The following is a 17,212-nucleotide window of genomic DNA, read 5'->3' as shown; positions in this document are numbered from 1 at the left end:
TTGGGGTTAGGAGGCGACATCGGCCGGCGCGGCGGCAGCCGCGTCGCCCGGGTCCGCATGGCGGTGCGGTTCCGGGCCCGTCGAGTCGCGGATGACCAACTCGGTCTGGAGCGTTACCTGGGCGGTGGTGCGACGGTCGTCGCCATGCTGGAGCAGCATGTCGACGGCCGCCCGGCCGGCGGCCGCGTTGGGTGTGGCCACCGTCGTCAGTTTGGGCCGGGTGAGCCGGCTCAGCGCGATGTCGTCGATGCCGACCACGCTGATGTCGCGGGGCACCGCGATCCCGTGTGCGTCGAGCCCTTCGATCAGGCCGATCGCCATCAGGTCGTTGTAGGCCAGGACGGCGGTGACGTCGGCGCGGCGGACCTGGTCCGCCGCGGCGATGCCGCCGCCCTCGGTGGGCGGGTTGGGGCCGAGCACGGTCAACGTGACATCGGTCGAGCGGACCGCGGCGGTCGCGGAGCGGCGGATCTCCCGGTTGGTCCATGAGCCGCGCGGGCCGCCGAGCAGGGCGATCCGGCGGTGGCCGAGGCCGATCAGGTGCTCCACGGCGAGCCGGGCGCCCTGGCCGACGTCGATCACCACGTTCGGCAGGCCGGTCACCTGCCGGTTGATCACCACCAGCGGTACGTCCCGGCTGAGCTGCTCGATCAGGCTGTTGCTCATCCGGGGGCTGCACAGCAGCACCCCGTCGACCTGCTTGGCGAGGGCGTGGACCAGCTCCTCCTCGACCGCCGGGTCCTCGTTGGTGTCGGTGACGAAGATGTGGTAGTCGCGGTGCCGGGCCTGGCTCTCCGCCGCCTTGATCAGCGGTGGGAAGAACGGGTTGGCGATGTCGGCGACGATCAGCCCGATGTTGTGCGTACGGCCGGTGATCAGCGCGCGGGCCGCCCGGTTGGGGCGGTAGCCGAGGTGTTCCGCACAGGCCAGCACCCGGCTGCGGGTCTCCGGGTTGACCAGGTGCGGGGCCGAGAACGTGCGGGACACGGTGGAGATGTGCACTCCGCAGGCCCGGGCGACGTCTCGAATGGTGGCTGGCACGCGCGGTCCTTGGGGTCGAAGCGGTGCACCGGCCCGGCGGGCGCGGACGGTGACCGGTGTGTGGCTGGGGTCACGTGGTCCGCCAATTAATGCAAACGGTTGCTCAGGTGTCAACGGTCTTCGATTGCGTATTTGTTGCGGCGACGGTCCTGCGGAGTGTTCATAACCTCGCGTTAGCGGATGAATCGGACCGGTTGCCGAGCGGGCATTGACGAGAGTGTTGGTCTCGTGGCAACTTCGGCTGCAAACCTTTGCAGCCAACCGGAGGCGGAGCAGCGATGTCCCCAGAACCCGATCGGCGGCTGCGCTACGCGCTCGTCGGCACCGGCGCCCGCGCCGAGATGTTCGTCCGCGCCCTGGTGCTCGACCACCGCGACACCGCCGAGCTCGTCGCCTTCGCCGACAGCAACCAGGCCCGGATGGACGCGCACAACGCCTGGCTGGAGGAGCTCGGCCGCGACGCCGTCGCGACGTACCCGGCCAGCGAATTCGTCACCATGCTCGGCAAGGAACGGGTCGACGTCGCACTGGTCACCACCGTCGACCGGGTGCACGACGAGTACATCGTCGCCGCCCTGCACGCCGGCTGCGACGTGATCACCGAGAAGCCGATGACCGTCGACGTGCCCCGCTGCCAGCGGATCCTCGACGCGGTCGCACAGACCGGGCGCAGCGTGCAGGTCGCCTTCAACTACCGCTACAACCCGTTGCACGAACGGGTCCGCCAGGTCCTCGCCGACGGCGAGATCGGCGAGGTCGGCTCGGTGCACTTCGAATGGCTGCTCGACGTGCGCCACGGTGCCGACTACTTCCGCCGCTGGCACCGCGACAAGGCCAACTCCGGCGGGCTGATGGTGCACAAGGCAAGCCACCACTTCGACCTGGTCAACTGGTGGCTGGACGCGGCCCCGGTGCAGGTCTACGCGGCCGGCCGGCTGTTCTTCTACGGCGAGTCCGGCCGCCGCCACGGCTACGCCCGCGACTACGACCGGGCGCACGGCGAGGTCGCCGCCGCCGGTGACCCGTTCGCCCTGCAACTGGCCGCCCACCCCCGGCTGCGGGCGCTCTACCTGGAAGCCGAGGCCGAGGACGGCTACCACCGTGACCAGAACGTCTTCGCCCCCGGAGTGACCATCGAGGACGACATGTCGGTGCTGGCCACCTACTCCACCGGGGCCACGATGACGTACCACCTCACCGCGTACGCCCCCTGGGAGGGCTACCGGGTGATGTTCAATGGCAGCCGGGGTCGGCTCGAGCTGGAGGTGGTGGAGAGCGACTTCGTCAGCCCGTACGCCGCCGGTGAACTCAAGGGTGCCGCGTTGCACGGCGTCCAGGCGGCGGTCGAGGAGGGCTGGGCCAAGATCACTGTCCGGCCGTTCTGGGAGCAGCCCCGGCAGGTGCCGGTCGCCGGCTACACCCGGACCGGCCACGGCGGGGCCGACGCCAAGATGACCGCCGTGCTCTTCGGCGGCGCGACCGACCCGATGGGCCGGGGTGCCACCGCCCGCGACGGCGCGCTCGCCCTGCTCACCGGCCTGGCCGCGAACCGGTCCTTCGAGACCGGCCAACCGGTGCGGGTCGCCGACCTGCTCACCGTCGACTGACCGGCGACCTTCCCGACCCTGCCTGACCGCGAGGAGCCTGCTTCCGTGTCCCTGCAACCCGACCCGGCATCCGCGAGCGCCGGCCCGCTGGCCGACCAGCTGTTTCCGGCCGAACCCACCCAACGGGCGATCGCCCGCGAGCTCTACGGCTACGCCCGGCACCTGCCGATCATCTCCCCGCACGGCCACGTCGACCCGGCGATCCTCGCCGACGACGAGCCGTTCCCGGACCCGGCCCGGCTGCTCGTCGTACCGGACCACTACGTCACCCGGATGCTGCTCAGCCAGGGCATCCCGCCGGGCGACCTCGGCGTACCGCTGCGGGCCGGGATTCGGGCCCGGCCGCCGGCCGGGGACGGCGACTACGCCGCCGAGACCGACGGGCGGGCCATCTGGCGTCGCCTCGCCGCCAACTGGCACCTGTTCCGGGGCACCCCGTCACGGCTGTGGCTGGAGAAGACCTTCGCCGAGGTGTTCGGGGTGACCGTCGGGCTGAGCGCGCAGACCGCCGACGAGGTCTACGACACCATCGCGGCGCGGCTGGCCGAGCCGGCGTACCGGCCCCGGGCCCTGTTCGACCGCTTCAACATCGAGGTGCTGGCCACCACCGAGTCGCCCCTGGACGACCTCGGCCGACACGCCAAGCTCGCCGCCGACGGCTGGGGCGGCCCCGGCGGGCGGGTGATCACCACGTTCCGGCCGGACAACGTCGTCGACTTCGAGTTCGACGGCTGGGTCGACAACGTCGCCGCCCTCGGCGTGATCACCGGAACGGACACCGGCACGTACGCCGGTTTCCTCGACGCCCTGCGCTCCCGCCGGCAGGCCTTCGTCGCCGCCGGCGCGACCAGCTCCGACCACGGCCACCTGACCGCCCTCACCCTGCGGCTGGACCAGCGCGAAGCCGCCGAACTGTACGACCGGGGGCTGCGCGGCGTCGCCACCGCCGCCGACGCCGAGGCGTTCCGGGCGCACATGCTCGTCGAGTTCGCCCGGATGTCCATCGAGGACGGCATGGTGATGCAGCTGCACCCCGGCTCGGTGCGCAACCACAACAAGTGGCTGTACGCCACCCACGGCCGCGACGTCGGCGGCGACATCCCACAGGCCACCGAGTACCCGCACGCGCTGACCGACCTGCTCGACGCCTACGGCAACGACCCGAGGCTGCGGATCGTCGTCTACACCCTCGACGAGTACACCTTCACCCGGGAGCTCGCCCCACTCGCCGGTGGGTACGCCGCCCTCTACCTCGGCGCCCCCTGGTGGTTCCTGGACTCCCCGGAGGTGCTGCGCCGGTTCCGGGAGGCGGTCACCGAGACCGCCGGCTTCTACAACACCGCCGGCTTCGTCGACGACACCCGGGCGTTCTGCTCGATCCCGGCCCGCCACGACGTGGCCCGCCGCATCGACGCCGGCTACCTGGCCCGGCTCGTCGCCGAGCACCGGCTCAGCCTCGACGAGGCCGCCGAGACCATCGTCGACCTGGCGTACCGCCTGCCCAAGCGGGTCTTCAAGATCGGGGAAAAGTTGTCATGAGCGTCACCATCACCGGCGTCGACGTGCACGACGTACGGTTCCCGACCGCCGCCGCCGGCGACGGCTCGGACGCGATCAACCGGGGCGACTACTCGGCCACCTACGTCGAACTGCGCACCGACGCGCCCGGCGGGGTCTTCGGTGCCGGCTTCACCTTCACCAACGGCCGCGGCAACGAGATCACCTGCGCGGCGGTACGCGCGTTGGCCCACCACGTCACCGGCCGGACCGTCGCCGAGATCGTCGCCGAACCGGTCGCCTTCTGGCGCTCACTCATCGCCGACGTGCAGCTGCGCTGGCTCGGGCCGGAGAAGGGCGTCATCCACATGGCGTCCGGCGCGCTGGTCAACGCCGTCTGGGACCTGCGGGCCAAGCTGGAGGGCAAGCCGCTGTGGCGGCTGCTGGCCGAAATGCCGACCGACGAGCTGGTCGCCAGCATCGACTTCCACCACATCAGCGACGCGATCACCCCCGACGAGGCCGCCGCGATCCTGGACAAGGGGCTGGTCGGCCAGGCCGACCGGCTCGCCGAGCTGCAGCGCGACGGGTTCCCGTCGTACACCACCTCGGTCGGCTGGCTCGGCTACCCCGACGACAAGGTCCGCGCGTTGACCCGGGCGGCGTACGCCGACGGGTGGCGGGCGATGAAAATGAAGGTCGGCGGCCCGATCGACGACGACGTCCGCCGGGCGCGGATCATCCGCGCCGAGATCGGCCCGGACGCGCTGCTGATGATGGACGCCAACCAGGTGTGGGACGTCGACGAGGCGATCGCCAACATGGCCCGGCTGGTCGAGGTCGACCCGTACTGGATCGAGGAGCCGACGCACGCCGACGACGTGCTCGGCCACGCCCGGATCGCCGCCGCCGTCACCGAACTGTCCGACGGGCGCTGCCGGGTCGCCACCGGCGAGGTCGCCGCCAACCGGGTCATCTTCAAACAGCTGATGCAGGCCGAGGCGATCCGGGTCTGCCAGATCGACGCCTGTCGCATCGCCGGGGTCAACGAGGTGCTGTCGGTGATCCTGCTGGCCGCCAAGTTCGGCGTACCGATCTGCCCGCACGCCGGTGGCGTCGGCCTCTGCGAGTACGTGCAGCACCTGGCGATCTTCGACTACCTGCGGGTCGGCACCTCGCTCGACGGGCGGATGGTCGAGTACGTCGACCACCTGCACGAACACTTCGTCGACCCGGTACGCACCCGGGGCGGCCGCTACCTGGTGCCCGACCAGCCCGGCTACAGCGCCACCATGAAGCCTGCGTCGATCGCCGAGTTCTCCTTCCCGGACGGGCCGGTGTGGCGGTGAACGGCGACATCCCGCTGCTCGGCCTGGGCACCCTCGACCGGGTACCGGCGGCCAGCCGGCCACTGATCCGCCCCGGCGACGTCGGCACCGGCATCGTCCACCTCGGGCTGGGTGCGTTCCACCGGGCCCATCAGGCCGTCTACACCGAGCGGGCGGTCGCTCAGGCCGGCGGCGACTGGGGCATCATCGGCGTCGCCCCGCGCAACGTCGACGTGGTCCGTCGACTCGCCGACCAGGACGGCCTGTTCAGCGTCACCACACTGTCGGCCGCCGGCGCACAGACCAAGGTTGTCGGGGCGTTCGCCGGGGTCCGGCACGCCGCCAGCGACCCGGCGGCGATCGTTGCGCTGCTGGCCGACCCGGCGATCCGGGTGGTCACGTTGACGGTGACGGAGAAGGCGTACCAGCTGGACCCGGTCACCGGCGGGCTGCGCCCGGACGAGGCCGTCGCCGCCGACCTGAGCACCGACCGGCCGCCGACGACCGTGCCCGGCCTGCTGCTGCGCGGGCTCGCCGCCCGGGCCGCCGCCGACGCCGGCCCGATCGCCCTGGTCAGCTGCGACAACCTGCCGTCCAACGGCCACCGGCTGCGCGGCCTGGTCCACGAGGCCCTGGCGTACGCGAAAGTGCCCGACGCGACCACCGACTGGGTGCACGCCCACGTCACCTTCCCCGGCACCATGGTCGACCGGATCGTGCCGGCCGCCACCGCGCAGACCCTGGACACCGCCGCTTCCGCACTCGGGGTGCGGGATCTGGCGGCGATCGCCGGGGAACCGTACTCGCAGTGGGTGGTCGAGGATGACTTTCCCGGCGGCCGGCCCGCCTGGGACCGGGCCGGTGCGGTGCTGACCGGCGACGCCGGCCCGTGGGAACGGCTCAAGCTGCGCGCCCTCAACGGCGTCCACTCGGCCATCGCCTACCTCGGGGCGCTGGCCGGGCAGGAGACCATCGCCGAGACGCTGCGGCTGCCCGGCCTGGCCGACGTGCTGCGGCGGATGATCGCCGAGGACGTCGCGGCCAGCTTCACCCCACCCGACGGGGTGTCGGTGATCGGGTACGGCGAATCGGTGCTGGACCGCTTCGCCAACCCGGCGATCCGCCACCGCACCATCCAGGTGGCGATGGACGGGTCGCAGAAGCTGCCGCAGCGGGTGCTGCACACCATCGCCGACCGGCGGGCGGGCGGGCACTCGGCGTACTGGTCGGCGCTGGTCGTCGCGGCCTGGATGCGGTTCGTCCAGGGCCGGGCCGACGACGGCGCGGCGCTGCCGCTGGACGACCCGCTGGCCGGGCGGATCCGTGCCGCGCTGGCCACAAGCACCGGTACGCCCGCCTCGGTGGTGCCGGCGCTGCTCGGCCTGACCGAGATCTTCCCGCCCGAGCTGGCCGCCGACGAGCAGGTCCGGCGCGACATCGTGACCTGGCTGACCGCGCTGGACACCCACGGGGCGGCCGGTACGGTGACCGGCGCGGCGACCTGACCCACCGGAGGTTCCCGAACGTGACGAACACCCCGCCCCGGGTGGCCCTGATCGGTGCCAACGGCCACGGCCTGTGGCACCGGCGGCAGATCGCCCCGCTGCACGCCGCCGGTGCGCTGCGACTGGTCGGCCTGGTCGACGTACGGCCGGTGACGCCAGCACCGGACGCGCCGATTCCCGACGACGTCGAGGTGTCGACCGACCATCGGCAGTTGCTGGAGCGGACCAGCCCGGACGTGGTGGTGATCTGCACGCCGCCGTACACGCATCTGCCGATCGCCCTCGACGCGCTCGCCGCCGGCGCCGACCTGCTGCTGGAGAAGCCGCCGGTGGTGAATCTCGACGAGCACCGGCGGCTCGCCGAGGCCCTGGACCGGCACGGCCGGGTCTGCCAGGTCGGCTTCCAGGCCCTCGGGTCGGCGGCCCTGGCCGAGCTGACCCGGGCGGCGACCGACGGCCGGCTCGGTACGGTCACCGGCATCGCCACGGTCGCCGCCTGGCAGCGCGACGACGCCTACTACCAGCGGTCGCCGTGGGCCGGGCGGCGCAGCGTCGACGGCCGGCCGTCGCTGGACGGGGCGTTGGCCAACCCGTTGGCGCACGCCACCATGCAGTGCCTGGCGGTGGCCGCTGCGGTGGGCGGCGGCCGGCCGGTGCTGGTCGAGCTGGAGCGCTACCGGGTGCGCCCGATCGAGGTCGACGACACCGCGTCGATGCGGATCACGCTGGACTCCGGGCTGTCGATCGTGGTCGCGGTGACCCTGGCCGGGGAGGACTTCATCGCCGGTGAGGTGCTGGTGCACGGCACGGCCGGCACCGCCGTGCTGGAGTATCCGACCGACCGGCTGCGGCTGCCCGGCGAGGCGGCGATGCGGCTGGTGCCGGGGCGGACCGGGCTGTTGCAGAATCTGCTGGCGCACCGGCGGGACCCGGGCGGCGTACCGCTGATCGCCCCGCTGGCGCGGACCGCGCCGTTCACCGAGGTGCTGGCGGCCGTGCAGGCCGCGCCGGCACCCCGGCTGGTCGACGCCGCGCACGTGGTCGCCACCGGCACCGCCGGGGCCGACCGGGTGGTGACGATCAGTGGGATCAACGGGATCGTCCGGCGCAGCGCCGTCGAGATGTCGCTGTTCGCCGAGCACGAGGTGCCCTGGGCGGTACGGCCACAGCGGATCCGACTGGGACGGGAGGTGCCCGCCGGCGGCTGAGTCCTTGCAAATCGGCAGCCACATCGGTAGTGAGAAAATCGGACGAAATGTCACCGACCTCGGCGAATATTCGCCGGGTAAACAAATTGTGCCCGATTAATCTGCAAACAATCTGCAAACGAAGTCCATTGACTTGCTTCTTCGTGAGATTTTATCGTGTGGCAATGCGACTTAGGAGAATGACCGCCGTTGTCGTCGGAGTGGCGCTCGTGGCCGTGCTGCCGGCGACGGCGGCCGTGGCGGGTGCCGGCAGGGACTCCGACCGGCTGTCCTGGGCGGCCCGGCACCTGGGCCGGCAGGTGCTGCCGGCCAACGACGGCTGGGCCGCCGCAGGTCCCGGCACCACCGGCGGTTCGTCGGCTGCCGCCGACGACGTCCACGTCGTCGACAGCCGGGCCGAACTGATCGCCGCGCTCGGCGGGGACAACGCCACCAACCGGACCAACGATACTCCGAAGATCATCTATCTGAAAGGCGCGATCAACGGTTTCGAGGGGCCGGATGGTGCACTGCTGAACTGCGCCGACCTGGCCGACCCCGAATACGATTTCGACGAGTTCCTGGCCACCTACGACCCGGCGGTGTGGGGGCGGGTCAACCCGAGCGGCCCGCTGGAGGACGCCCGCCGACGGTCGGTCACCAATCAGACCCGGCACACCCAGATCAACGTGGGCCCGAACACCACCATCATCGGCCTGCGCGGCGCGCGGCTGCACAATCTCACCCTGATGGTCGACAGCGCCAACAACGTCATCGTCCGCAACGTCGTCTTCGACGACGCGTACGACTGTTTCCCGGCCTGGTCGCCGAACGACGGCGAGGCCGGCAACTGGAACTCGCAGTACGACCTGATGTCGGTCCGCCGCTCCGAGAACGTCTGGGTCGACCACAACACGTTCACCGACGGCGACAACCCGGACAGCGCCCAGCCGGTCCACTTCGGTCGGCCGCTGCAGGTGCACGACGGGGCACTCGACATCACCCACACCGCCAGCCTGGTCACCGTCTCGTACAACCGGTTCGACGGCCGCGACAAGGTCATGCTGATCGGCTCGTCGAACACCGTCGGCCCGGACGTCGGCCGGCTCAACGTGACCCTGCACCACAACGTCTTCGACGGCAGCCTGCAACGCCTGCCCCGGATCCGGTTCGGTCAGGTCGACATCTACAACAACCACTACCAACTGCGCGGCGACGGATTCGAGTACGCCGTCGGCGTCGGCGTGCAGGGCGCGCCGTACCTGGAGAACAACGCGTTCGAACTGGGCGCCGGGATCACCACCGCCGACCTGCTCTACGACTGGGGCGGCACGGTGGTCAGCGAGCAGGGCAGCTGGGTCGCCCAGGGCCACCGGCCACTGCGGCCGGCCAGCCTGCTCGCCGCGTACAACGAGGTCAACGACCCGGACCTCGGCGCGGACGCCGGCTGGACGCCGACCCTGCGGCACGGGCCGGTGCTGCCGGCCGCCGTCGTCCCGCTCTACACCGCGCTCACCGCCGGAGCCGGCAAGCTGCCGGTCTGACCCGGCTCCCTGCAGAGACCCCCGCGGGCAGTGGCGGCCCCGCTGTCCGCGGGTCCCACAACCGGACGGCCGGCCTCCCCGAAGCGGGGAGGCCGGCCGTCCGTGCCGCGTAAAGCCCGGTGTTCCGGAGACCTCAGAGGCGGTGGCCGTTGGTGGCGTGGAACGCGTGGTGCTGACCCGGCCGGGGCCGGACGAACACGGTGTCGTTCATCGCCGGCATGTGCCGCCGGTCGGTCCGCACCACAAACCGCTCGGAGCTGCCGTCCAGGGTCGCGTGGCCGTAGACGTTGGCGTCCGAACCGAGGTCCTCGACCAGTTCGACGACCATCGGCATGCCACCCTCGGTCGCGCCGACCAGGTCGCAGTCCTCCGGCCGGAAACCGACGGTGACCCGGTTGTTGCCACCGGCCTTCGCCGCCTCGATCTGCTCCCGGCTCAGCTGCACGACCATCTCGGCGAAGACCGCGCCGTTGTCGGTCAGCGGAACGGTCTTGATGTTCATCGCCGGCGAACCCATGAAGCCGGCGACGAACACGTTCGCCGGTGCGTCGTACAGGTTCCGGGGGGTGTCGACCTGCTGAAGTTCGCCGTCGAGCAGCACCGCCACCCGGTGACCCATCGTCATCGCCTCGACCTGGTCGTGGGTGACGTAGACGGTCGTGACACCGAGGCTGGCCTGCAGCGAGGCGATCTGGGTACGGGTCTGCACCCGCAGCTTCGCGTCGAGGTTCGACAGCGGCTCGTCCATCAGGAAGACCTGCGGCTCCCGGACGATCGCGCGGCCCATCGCGACCCGCTGACGCTGACCACCGGAGAGCGCCTTCGGCTTGCGGTTGAGGTACTCCTCCAGCTGCAGCAGGGCCGCGGCCTTCTTGACCCGCTGGTCGATCTCCGCCTTCGAGGTCCGGCGCAGCTTCAGCGCGAAGGCCATGTTCTCGTACACCGTCATGTGCGGGTAGAGCGCGTAGTTCTGGAAGACCATCGCGATGTCGCGGGCCTTCGGCGGCAGGTGCGTGACGTCGCGGTCGTCGATGAGGATGCGGCCCTCGTCGACGTCCTCCAGGCCGGCGAGCATCCGCAGGCTGGTGGACTTACCACAACCGGAGGGGCCGACCAGCACCAGGAACTCGCCGTCGCCGATCTCGAGGTTCAGCTTGTTGACGGCGGGGCGTTCGGTGCCCGCGTAGATGCGCGACGCCTGTTCGTACGTGACCGTAGCCATGGTCGATGCTTCCTTTCACCGGCAGGAACGTGCCGGACGATCCGAGTGAAGGAGCGGCCGGCGCCGTACGCCGGCCCACGCGTGGGCACGCAGCCGCCTGGCGTCGTGTCGCACGTGTCACGCCACGGTAAACGGGTTTTGCCCGGCTGCCAAGGCCGGGACGGGCTACCGTTACCGCTGATTCCGGACTTAACGGAAACCATGGTGGTGTATGCCACCCCGGCCCGCCCATCCGGACGCCCCCACCGCCCCGTACAACGGGAAAGATCGATCGGACAGACCGGCCGATGCGGCGGTAACGCCACGTCAGTGGCTATGCTGACCCCGGAACACCTGCCCCTGTAGCTCAGTTGGCCAGAGCACTCGCCTTGTAAGCGAGATGTCGCCGGTTCGAGCCCGGCCGGGGGCTCCAGCACCACGAGGGTGATGTCACCCTCCGTTACGACGCTCTCTCGGTGTACCGGTTCGGCCGGTATTCCTCTGGGGAATGATTATTCCTCACAGGTATACCGGTCTGCCGCAGTACCGGTCCGTCCGACCGGGCCGGGCCGGCCGGCGACAGCCCGTCGGTGTGCAGGCCTTCCCCACTCCTGATCACGAGTTGGCCGCGATCGCGGCCCGGCGGCGGTCGCGGGGCGATCGATTGTCGCTCGGCGTCGCTAGGATCAGCCGTCCCGCACAGCCGGCGCTCAGGTGGTTCTCACCGTCGGCGGTCCGCGGGCACGGGGAATCTCTTATCTAGGAGCAGGTGGAACATGTCCGACCCCTCGCAGCCGCAGCAACCCGCTGGCCCGACCGGGCAGCCGATGCCGCCGGCTGGCGTTCCGATGGATCCGGCGTACGGCGGTCAGCCCGTCGCGCCGATGGCCGCGCCGCCGAAGAAGTCCAAGGCCGGGAAGATCATCCTGATCGTTCTCGCCGTCGTGCTGGTGCTCTGCCTCGGCGGTGCGGTGGCGACCTACTTCCTGGTCCGTGACACCGTCGGCGAGGTCGTCCAGGCCAGCCAGACCCGGCTCGTCACCCCGGACACCCTGGTCGGCCGGCCGCTGAGCACCGACCCGGAGTTCACCTCCCTGGCCGAGGAGGTGGCCACCGGGCTGAAGACCGACGTGCCCGAGTCGTCCAGCACGATCGGAGCGTTCTACGGCGACATCGAGCAGGAAGACCTGATCATGATCGCCGGGGCGTCCGGCATCATCGCCGATCCCGACCAGGAGTTGGCGGACGCGACCAACGGCGACGCCATGGGCTTCGGCATGACCAACGTGACCGACGTGGACGCCGGCCCCAAGGGCGGCTCGGCGCGGTGCGGTGACGCCGACCTCGAAGGCATCCCCGGCGGGGTCTGCGTCTGGACCAGCCGCGGTGCCCTGGTGATGTACGTGTTCTACTTCAGCACCGGCGAGGAGGCCGCCGCCGAGCTGGTGAGCATCCGGGACGCGGTCGAGCAGACCAGCTGATCCCACCCCGGTCGGCGGCCCACCAGCGTCATTGGCGGGCCGCCGACCGGGTACGGGCCAGCAGCCCGTACCGGCGGATCGCCCGCAGCGGCTCGGTGGCCGCACCCTCGCGGCGCAGGATGTGGTTCGCGGCGAGGATCCCGGTCACCGCCGCCCGTTCCATCAACGCGCTCGGCACGTCGGTGCCGATCCCGTCGCCGGCGAGGAAGAGCCCGTCGGCGTCGGTGACCACCCCGGGCCGCCGGTGGGCCGCCCCCGGCGCGAACGCCGGCGCCTGGGCCTCGACCCGGGCCCGGACCTGCCGCACCGGCAGCGCCGCCACCTCCGGCCAGAGGGTCGCCAACTCGGTCCGCATCCGTTCGGCCAGCACCTCGGCGGGCACCTGCTCCGGGCAGGCGTACGCGTGCAGCTCCAGCACCGCCCCCCGGTGCCGCTGCGCCCACTGCCGGGCCTGGTGCTCCAGCCGGTGATAGAGGGTGACCGAGTCCAGCGTCGGCTGCCGCGACACTCCACAGAAGACCGGCCGGTCGGCGGCGACGTCACCGTCGAGCCAGAACCGGGCGACCGCGTACGGCGGCCCGACGCCCAGCCCGCCGACCTGATCGGCCAGCGTCGGCGCGTCCTGCGCCAACCGGGGCGACTCGGCCAGCAGCGCCCGCAACGCCGGCGGGTCGACGGCCAGAACCACGTACCGGGCGGTGTGCGCGGCACCGGAGGCGCACCGCACCTGCCAACCGTTGGCCCGGCGCGGGGTGACGCCGCGTACCTCGTCGCCGGTGACCACCCGACCACCGTGCCGGCGCAGATGCTCCTGCAGCGGCTGCCAGATCGCGGTGTCGTAGTCACGGTCCGGGGCGTCGAAGCCGAGCCCTTCCGGGTTGCCCAGGAAGTAGAAGTGGAAGCTGGCGACCAGTTCGGCGGCGGACATGTCGCGTTCGTGGTTGAAGAACGAATGCGAGAAGACCTCGAACAGCATCGCCCGCGCCCGGTCCGGCAGCCGCAGCGAGTCCAGCAGGTCGGCGGCGCTGCGCCCGTCGAGGTCCTGGTAGGTCCGCTCCGGATGGAAGGCCAGCAGCGGCAGCGCCGCCGCCCGGTCCATCTCGCGCAGCTGCCGCAGCCGCAGGCTCGGGCTGCGCAGCAGCAGCGCCAGCAGGTTGACCGGCGGGGTGGTCGGCAACCGGCCGAACTCCTCCGGCGGCCACTGCGCCGACCACACCGGATACCCGTCGACCGGGTGCAGCATGCCCAGCGCCGGATCAGCGCGGCGCAGAATCGACCGCCAGTTGTAGTACTGCCGGAAGAAGGCGTGGAAGCCGTGGTCGACGGGTTGGACGGTGCCGTCGTGGAGCGTCTCCGGCCAGGCGGCGAGCCGTCCGCCGAGCTGCGCGGCGCGTTCCAGCACGGTCACCCGTACGCCGCGTTCGGCGAGCACGATCGCCGCCGACATGCCGGCGATGCCACCACCGACCACCAGGGCGTCGGTGCCGGCGGCGACCTGATCGGTGCCGGTCGCGTCGGCCGGCGACACCTCGGCCCGTACGCCGAACATCCGGCCGACCGCTCGGGACAGTCCCACCGCTCCTCCTGACGACGCCGGTGCGTCCAGTGTGCCGGTCACTGTGGCGCGGCGAGCGGCTTTACGGTCACCCCGCGCGTGCCGCGGGTTACTACCATCCCGGGCATGGTTGCCGACCCCTGGCGTGACCGGGCCCGCCGCGTGGGCGGCCGGTGGCGTGGCACCGCCGACAACCGTCCGCACTACATCGTCTGTGGGCAGGACCCGCTGGCGTACCGCGTGGTCGGTGAGCTGGTCGCGGCGTCGGCGCTGGTCACGGTGATCGTGCCGACCCGGCCCCGACCGGACGGCCCGGACATGCGGTCGATCAAGGGGATCCGGCTGTTGCGGGCCGACCGGCTCACCGAGCGGACGTTCCGCAGCGCCGGGCTGGCCGGTGCCCGGGGGCTGGCCCTGCTCGACCAGGACGACGTCGGCAACATCGACGCCGCGCTCTGCGCCCAGGAGGTCGAGCCGAACCTGCGGGTGGTGATGCGGATGTTCAACACCCGGCTCGGTAGCCGGGTGAAACGCCTGTTCGCCGACTGTGAGGTGCTCTCCGACGCGTCGATGGCGGCACCGGCGTTCGTCGCGGCGGCGCTCGGTGTGGTGTCGCCGACCCACTTCCGCCACGGCGGCCGGACCCTGCACGTGGCCCGCCGTGACGAGGTCCGCCCGGAGCATGTCGTGTGCGGGCTGGCCGACCTGCGCGACCCTGGCCACCCACGGGTGCTGCCGGCCGACGCCGACAGCGCCGACCTGGTGCTGGCCGAGGCGGCCGGGGCGCAGGTGGGGCCGGTGCCGGCGGCCCGGCGGATCGCCCGCGCCCGGCAGCGGGCGCGGATCTGGCGCAACCCGGTACGAGCGCTGCGTTCGTTCGCCACCCGGAAGATCGGCATGGCGACTCTCGGCGTACTGGCCGTGGTGGTGGTCTTCGGTGTGCTGCTGTCGCGGGCGGAGGGGGTCAGCGTCGCCCAGGCGGTCTACCTGACCGTGGTGATGACCCTCAGCGGCGCCGATCCGGATCTGGGCAAGTCGGCGGCGGTCCAGGTGATGCAGGTGGTGCTCAGCCTGGCCGGGCTGGCGTTGATTCCGCTGCTCACCGCCGCCGTGGTCGACGGGGTGGTGAACGCCCGGCTGGCGCTGACCGACGGGCGGGCCCGCCCGGAGCGGATCGGCCACGTCGTGGTGGTCGGGTTGGGAAACGTCGGCACCCGGGTGATGTGGCAACTGCACGACCTCGGCGTCGAGGTGGTCGGCGTCGACACCGATCCGCAGGCGCGGGGAGCGGCGGTCGCCCGGGACATCGACGTGGCGGTGGTCATCGGTGACGGTTCCCAGGTCGAGACGCTACGCAGTGCCTCGGTGCAGACCTGCCGGGCGCTGGTGGTGGTCTCCACCGACGACGTGACGAACCTGCAGGCGGCGCTCTACGCGCGGGAGCTGAACCCGGACGTCACCGTCGTCCTGCGGCTGTTCGACGGCGACTTCGCCGGACGGATCCAGCGGGCCTTCAACATCGGGGTCTCCCGCAGCGTGTCGTACCTGGCGGCGCCGGCGTTCGCGGCGGCGCTGATGGACCGGGAGGTGATCGCGACGATCCCGGTGAGCCGGCACGTGCTGCTGGTCGCCGAGGTGATCGTCGCGCCGGGGTCGGTGCTCGACGGGCAGACCCTGGCCGCGGTCGGCACCAACCCGGGGGTACGGGTCATCGCGTTCGCCCAGTTCGGCGAGCCGGGCCCGATCTGGTTGCCGGCGGCCGGCTACCGGCTGCACGCCCGGGACCGGATCACCGTGGTGGCCCGCCGCTCCGGGTTGAGCTGGCTGCTCAAGCAGGCGGCGGACCCGACAGACGAGGCCGACGAACAGCCCTGACCGCGCCGCACCGACCCGTCGTCGCCTGACCGTGCCCGGTCTCAGCCGACCGGCACCTCTGCGCCGAGGACCGCCTGCTCGTCCGGGTAGTGCACCAGCACGTCGGCGAGGAACGACTGGACCGCCGGGGCCAGCCCCACGTCCCGGCCGGCCTGCTCGGACAGCCGCCAGCGGTGTTCGATGACCTGCGCGAACAGCTCCGACGGCTCGACCTTGCGGCGCAGGTGGGCGGGGACCGCGCGGACCACCGGCTCGAACACCTCGGTCAGCCAGCGGTGCGACGCCTGCTGCTCGTCGGTCAGGTCGCTCTCCGCCCGGTACGCGTCGAGGTCGTTGAGCAGCCGGCGGGCCTGGTTCTCCTCGGCGTCGAGCCCGGTCAGGCGCAGCAGCCGGCGGCTGTGGTAGCCGGCGTCGACGACCTTGGGGCGGACGAGGTAGGAGCCGCGGTCGACGACCGACATGGCCACTTCGGCGACGTCGAAGCCGAGCTCGTTGAGCCGGCGGATCCGGCGTTCGATGTCGTGCCGCGACTCGCGTTCGACGTGCTGCTCGTAGGTGATCTCGTGCCAGAGGCGTTCGTAGCGGGCGACGACCTCCTCGGCGACCGTCTCCGGGTCGATCGACTCGTGCAGCAGGCCGGCGGCCTGCAGGTCGAGCGCCTCGCCGAAGATGTTGACCCGGGCGATCTCCAGATCCTCGCCGCGTTGCCCGTTGGACAGGCTGGGCCGCAGCGCCCCGGTCTCGGCGTCGACCAGGTACGCGGCGAACGCGCCCGCGTCCCGGCGGAACAGGGTGTTCGACAGTGAGCAGTCGCCCCAGAAGAAGCCGGTCAGGTGCATCCGGACGATCAGCGCGGCGAGCGCGTCGAGCAGCCGGGCCAGCGTCTCCGGGCGCAGCTGGTTGGAGAACAGCGCCCGGTACGGCAGGGAGAACTGCAGGTGCCGGGTGATCAGTACCGGGTCGAGGGGCTCGCCGTCGGCGTCGGTGCGGTCGGCGACGATCGCCACCGCCTCGACGGACGGGAAGTCGATCCGTTCCAGGGCGCGCAGCAGGTCGTACTCGCGTTCGGCGACCCGTTCACCGGTCTCCTTGACCGCGTAGACGGTGCCGGCGAGTTTGACGAACCGGACGACGTGCCGCGAGATGCCCTGCGGCAGTGCCACCAGGTGGTCGGCAGGCCACTGCTCCAGCGGTGTCGACCAGGGCAGGTCGAGCAGCGCCGGGTCCACAAGGGCCGAGGTGATCCGCACGGGATCAAGCATGACGGGTACGCCGCCGCGATGCCGCCTGCCGTGGCTCGGCTAACACTCGTGATTCGTCCGTTATTGATGGCATTTGTAGGGTCCCGCCGCCATCCTGTCGCCACCGCGACACGACAATGTCACGCCCGG

At 71.6% G+C, this 17,212-nt stretch carries 12 protein-coding genes and 1 tRNA gene; 9 read left to right on the top strand and 4 right to left on the bottom strand.

Going from position 1 to position 17,212, the window contains the following annotated elements:
• Positions 1-6 precede the first annotated feature (6 nt).
• Positions 7-1,041, bottom strand: coding sequence for a LacI family DNA-binding transcriptional regulator (locus ACN28F_RS12805; protein ID WP_289208192.1), 1,035 nt, complete (start codon positions 1,039-1,041; stop codon positions 7-9).
• Between the two features lie 278 nt (positions 1,042-1,319).
• Between ACN28F_RS12805 and ACN28F_RS12800 the strand changes: the two genes are divergently transcribed.
• The 6 genes from ACN28F_RS12800 to ACN28F_RS12775 all read left to right on the top strand — a co-directional run bounded on the left by ACN28F_RS12800 (position 1,320) and on the right by ACN28F_RS12775 (position 9,709).
• Positions 1,320-2,648, top strand: coding sequence for a Gfo/Idh/MocA family protein (locus ACN28F_RS12800; protein WP_289208191.1), 1,329 nt, complete (start codon positions 1,320-1,322; stop codon positions 2,646-2,648).
• 51 nt (positions 2,649-2,699) lie between these two features.
• On the top strand, positions 2,700-4,187 hold the full coding sequence (uxaC, locus tag ACN28F_RS12795) for a glucuronate isomerase (protein WP_421361382.1): 1,488 nt from the start codon (positions 2,700-2,702) through the stop codon (positions 4,185-4,187).
• Complete coding sequence (locus ACN28F_RS12790; RefSeq protein ID WP_421357898.1) at positions 4,184-5,494, top strand: enolase C-terminal domain-like protein; 1,311 nt, start codon at positions 4,184-4,186, stop codon at positions 5,492-5,494. Before uxaC ends, ACN28F_RS12790 begins: the two co-directional genes overlap by 4 nt.
• Complete coding sequence (locus tag ACN28F_RS12785; RefSeq protein ID WP_421357897.1) at positions 5,485-6,978, top strand: mannitol dehydrogenase family protein; 1,494 nt, start codon at positions 5,485-5,487, stop codon at positions 6,976-6,978. The genes ACN28F_RS12790 and ACN28F_RS12785 overlap by 10 nt, the downstream gene beginning before the upstream one ends.
• A 20-nt stretch (positions 6,979-6,998) precedes the next feature.
• Positions 6,999-8,186, top strand: a complete 1,188-nt coding sequence (locus ACN28F_RS12780) for a Gfo/Idh/MocA family protein (protein WP_289208187.1) — start codon at positions 6,999-7,001, stop codon at positions 8,184-8,186.
• A gap of 179 nt (positions 8,187-8,365) precedes the next feature.
• Positions 8,366-9,709, top strand: a complete 1,344-nt coding sequence (locus tag ACN28F_RS12775; RefSeq protein WP_289208186.1) for a pectate lyase family protein — start codon at positions 8,366-8,368, stop codon at positions 9,707-9,709.
• Positions 9,710-9,842: 133 nt separating this feature from the next.
• Here ACN28F_RS12775 and ACN28F_RS12770 read toward each other — a convergent pair whose 3' ends face one another.
• Positions 9,843-10,931, bottom strand: coding sequence for an ABC transporter ATP-binding protein (locus ACN28F_RS12770; protein WP_289208185.1), 1,089 nt, complete (start codon positions 10,929-10,931; stop codon positions 9,843-9,845).
• Between the two features lie 335 nt (positions 10,932-11,266).
• On the opposite strand from ACN28F_RS12770, the gene ACN28F_RS12765 reads away from it, so the two are divergent.
• Together ACN28F_RS12765 and ACN28F_RS12760 are read left to right on the top strand one after the other, a co-directional pair.
• Positions 11,267-11,343: transfer RNA gene (locus tag ACN28F_RS12765), tRNA-Thr, on the top strand.
• A 343-nt stretch (positions 11,344-11,686) separates the two neighbouring features.
• Complete coding sequence (locus ACN28F_RS12760; protein ID WP_421357894.1) at positions 11,687-12,391, top strand: hypothetical protein; 705 nt, start codon at positions 11,687-11,689, stop codon at positions 12,389-12,391.
• Between the two features lie 28 nt (positions 12,392-12,419).
• Here ACN28F_RS12760 and ACN28F_RS12755 read toward each other — a convergent pair whose 3' ends face one another.
• Positions 12,420-13,967, bottom strand: a complete 1,548-nt coding sequence (locus ACN28F_RS12755; protein WP_421357893.1) for a hydroxysqualene dehydroxylase — start codon at positions 13,965-13,967, stop codon at positions 12,420-12,422.
• 105 nt (positions 13,968-14,072) lie between these two features.
• Between ACN28F_RS12755 and ACN28F_RS12750 the strand changes: the two genes are divergently transcribed.
• Positions 14,073-15,821 (top strand): NAD-binding protein, encoded by a 1,749-nt coding sequence (locus ACN28F_RS12750; protein WP_421357892.1) that lies wholly within the window; start codon positions 14,073-14,075, stop codon positions 15,819-15,821.
• Positions 15,822-15,862: 41 nt separating this feature from the next.
• Here ACN28F_RS12750 and ACN28F_RS12745 read toward each other — a convergent pair whose 3' ends face one another.
• Complete coding sequence (locus ACN28F_RS12745; protein WP_289208182.1) at positions 15,863-17,083, bottom strand: DUF4032 domain-containing protein; 1,221 nt, start codon at positions 17,081-17,083, stop codon at positions 15,863-15,865.
• Between the last annotated feature and the right edge of the window lie 129 nt (positions 17,084-17,212).

The organism is Solwaraspora sp. WMMA2101 (genome assembly GCF_049179175.1).
In the GTDB taxonomy this organism is placed as follows: Bacteria; Actinomycetota; Actinomycetes; order Mycobacteriales; family Micromonosporaceae; genus Micromonospora_E.
Note: the sequence above shows the minus strand (reverse complement) of the source record. Positions and strands in the feature narration are given on the sequence as shown.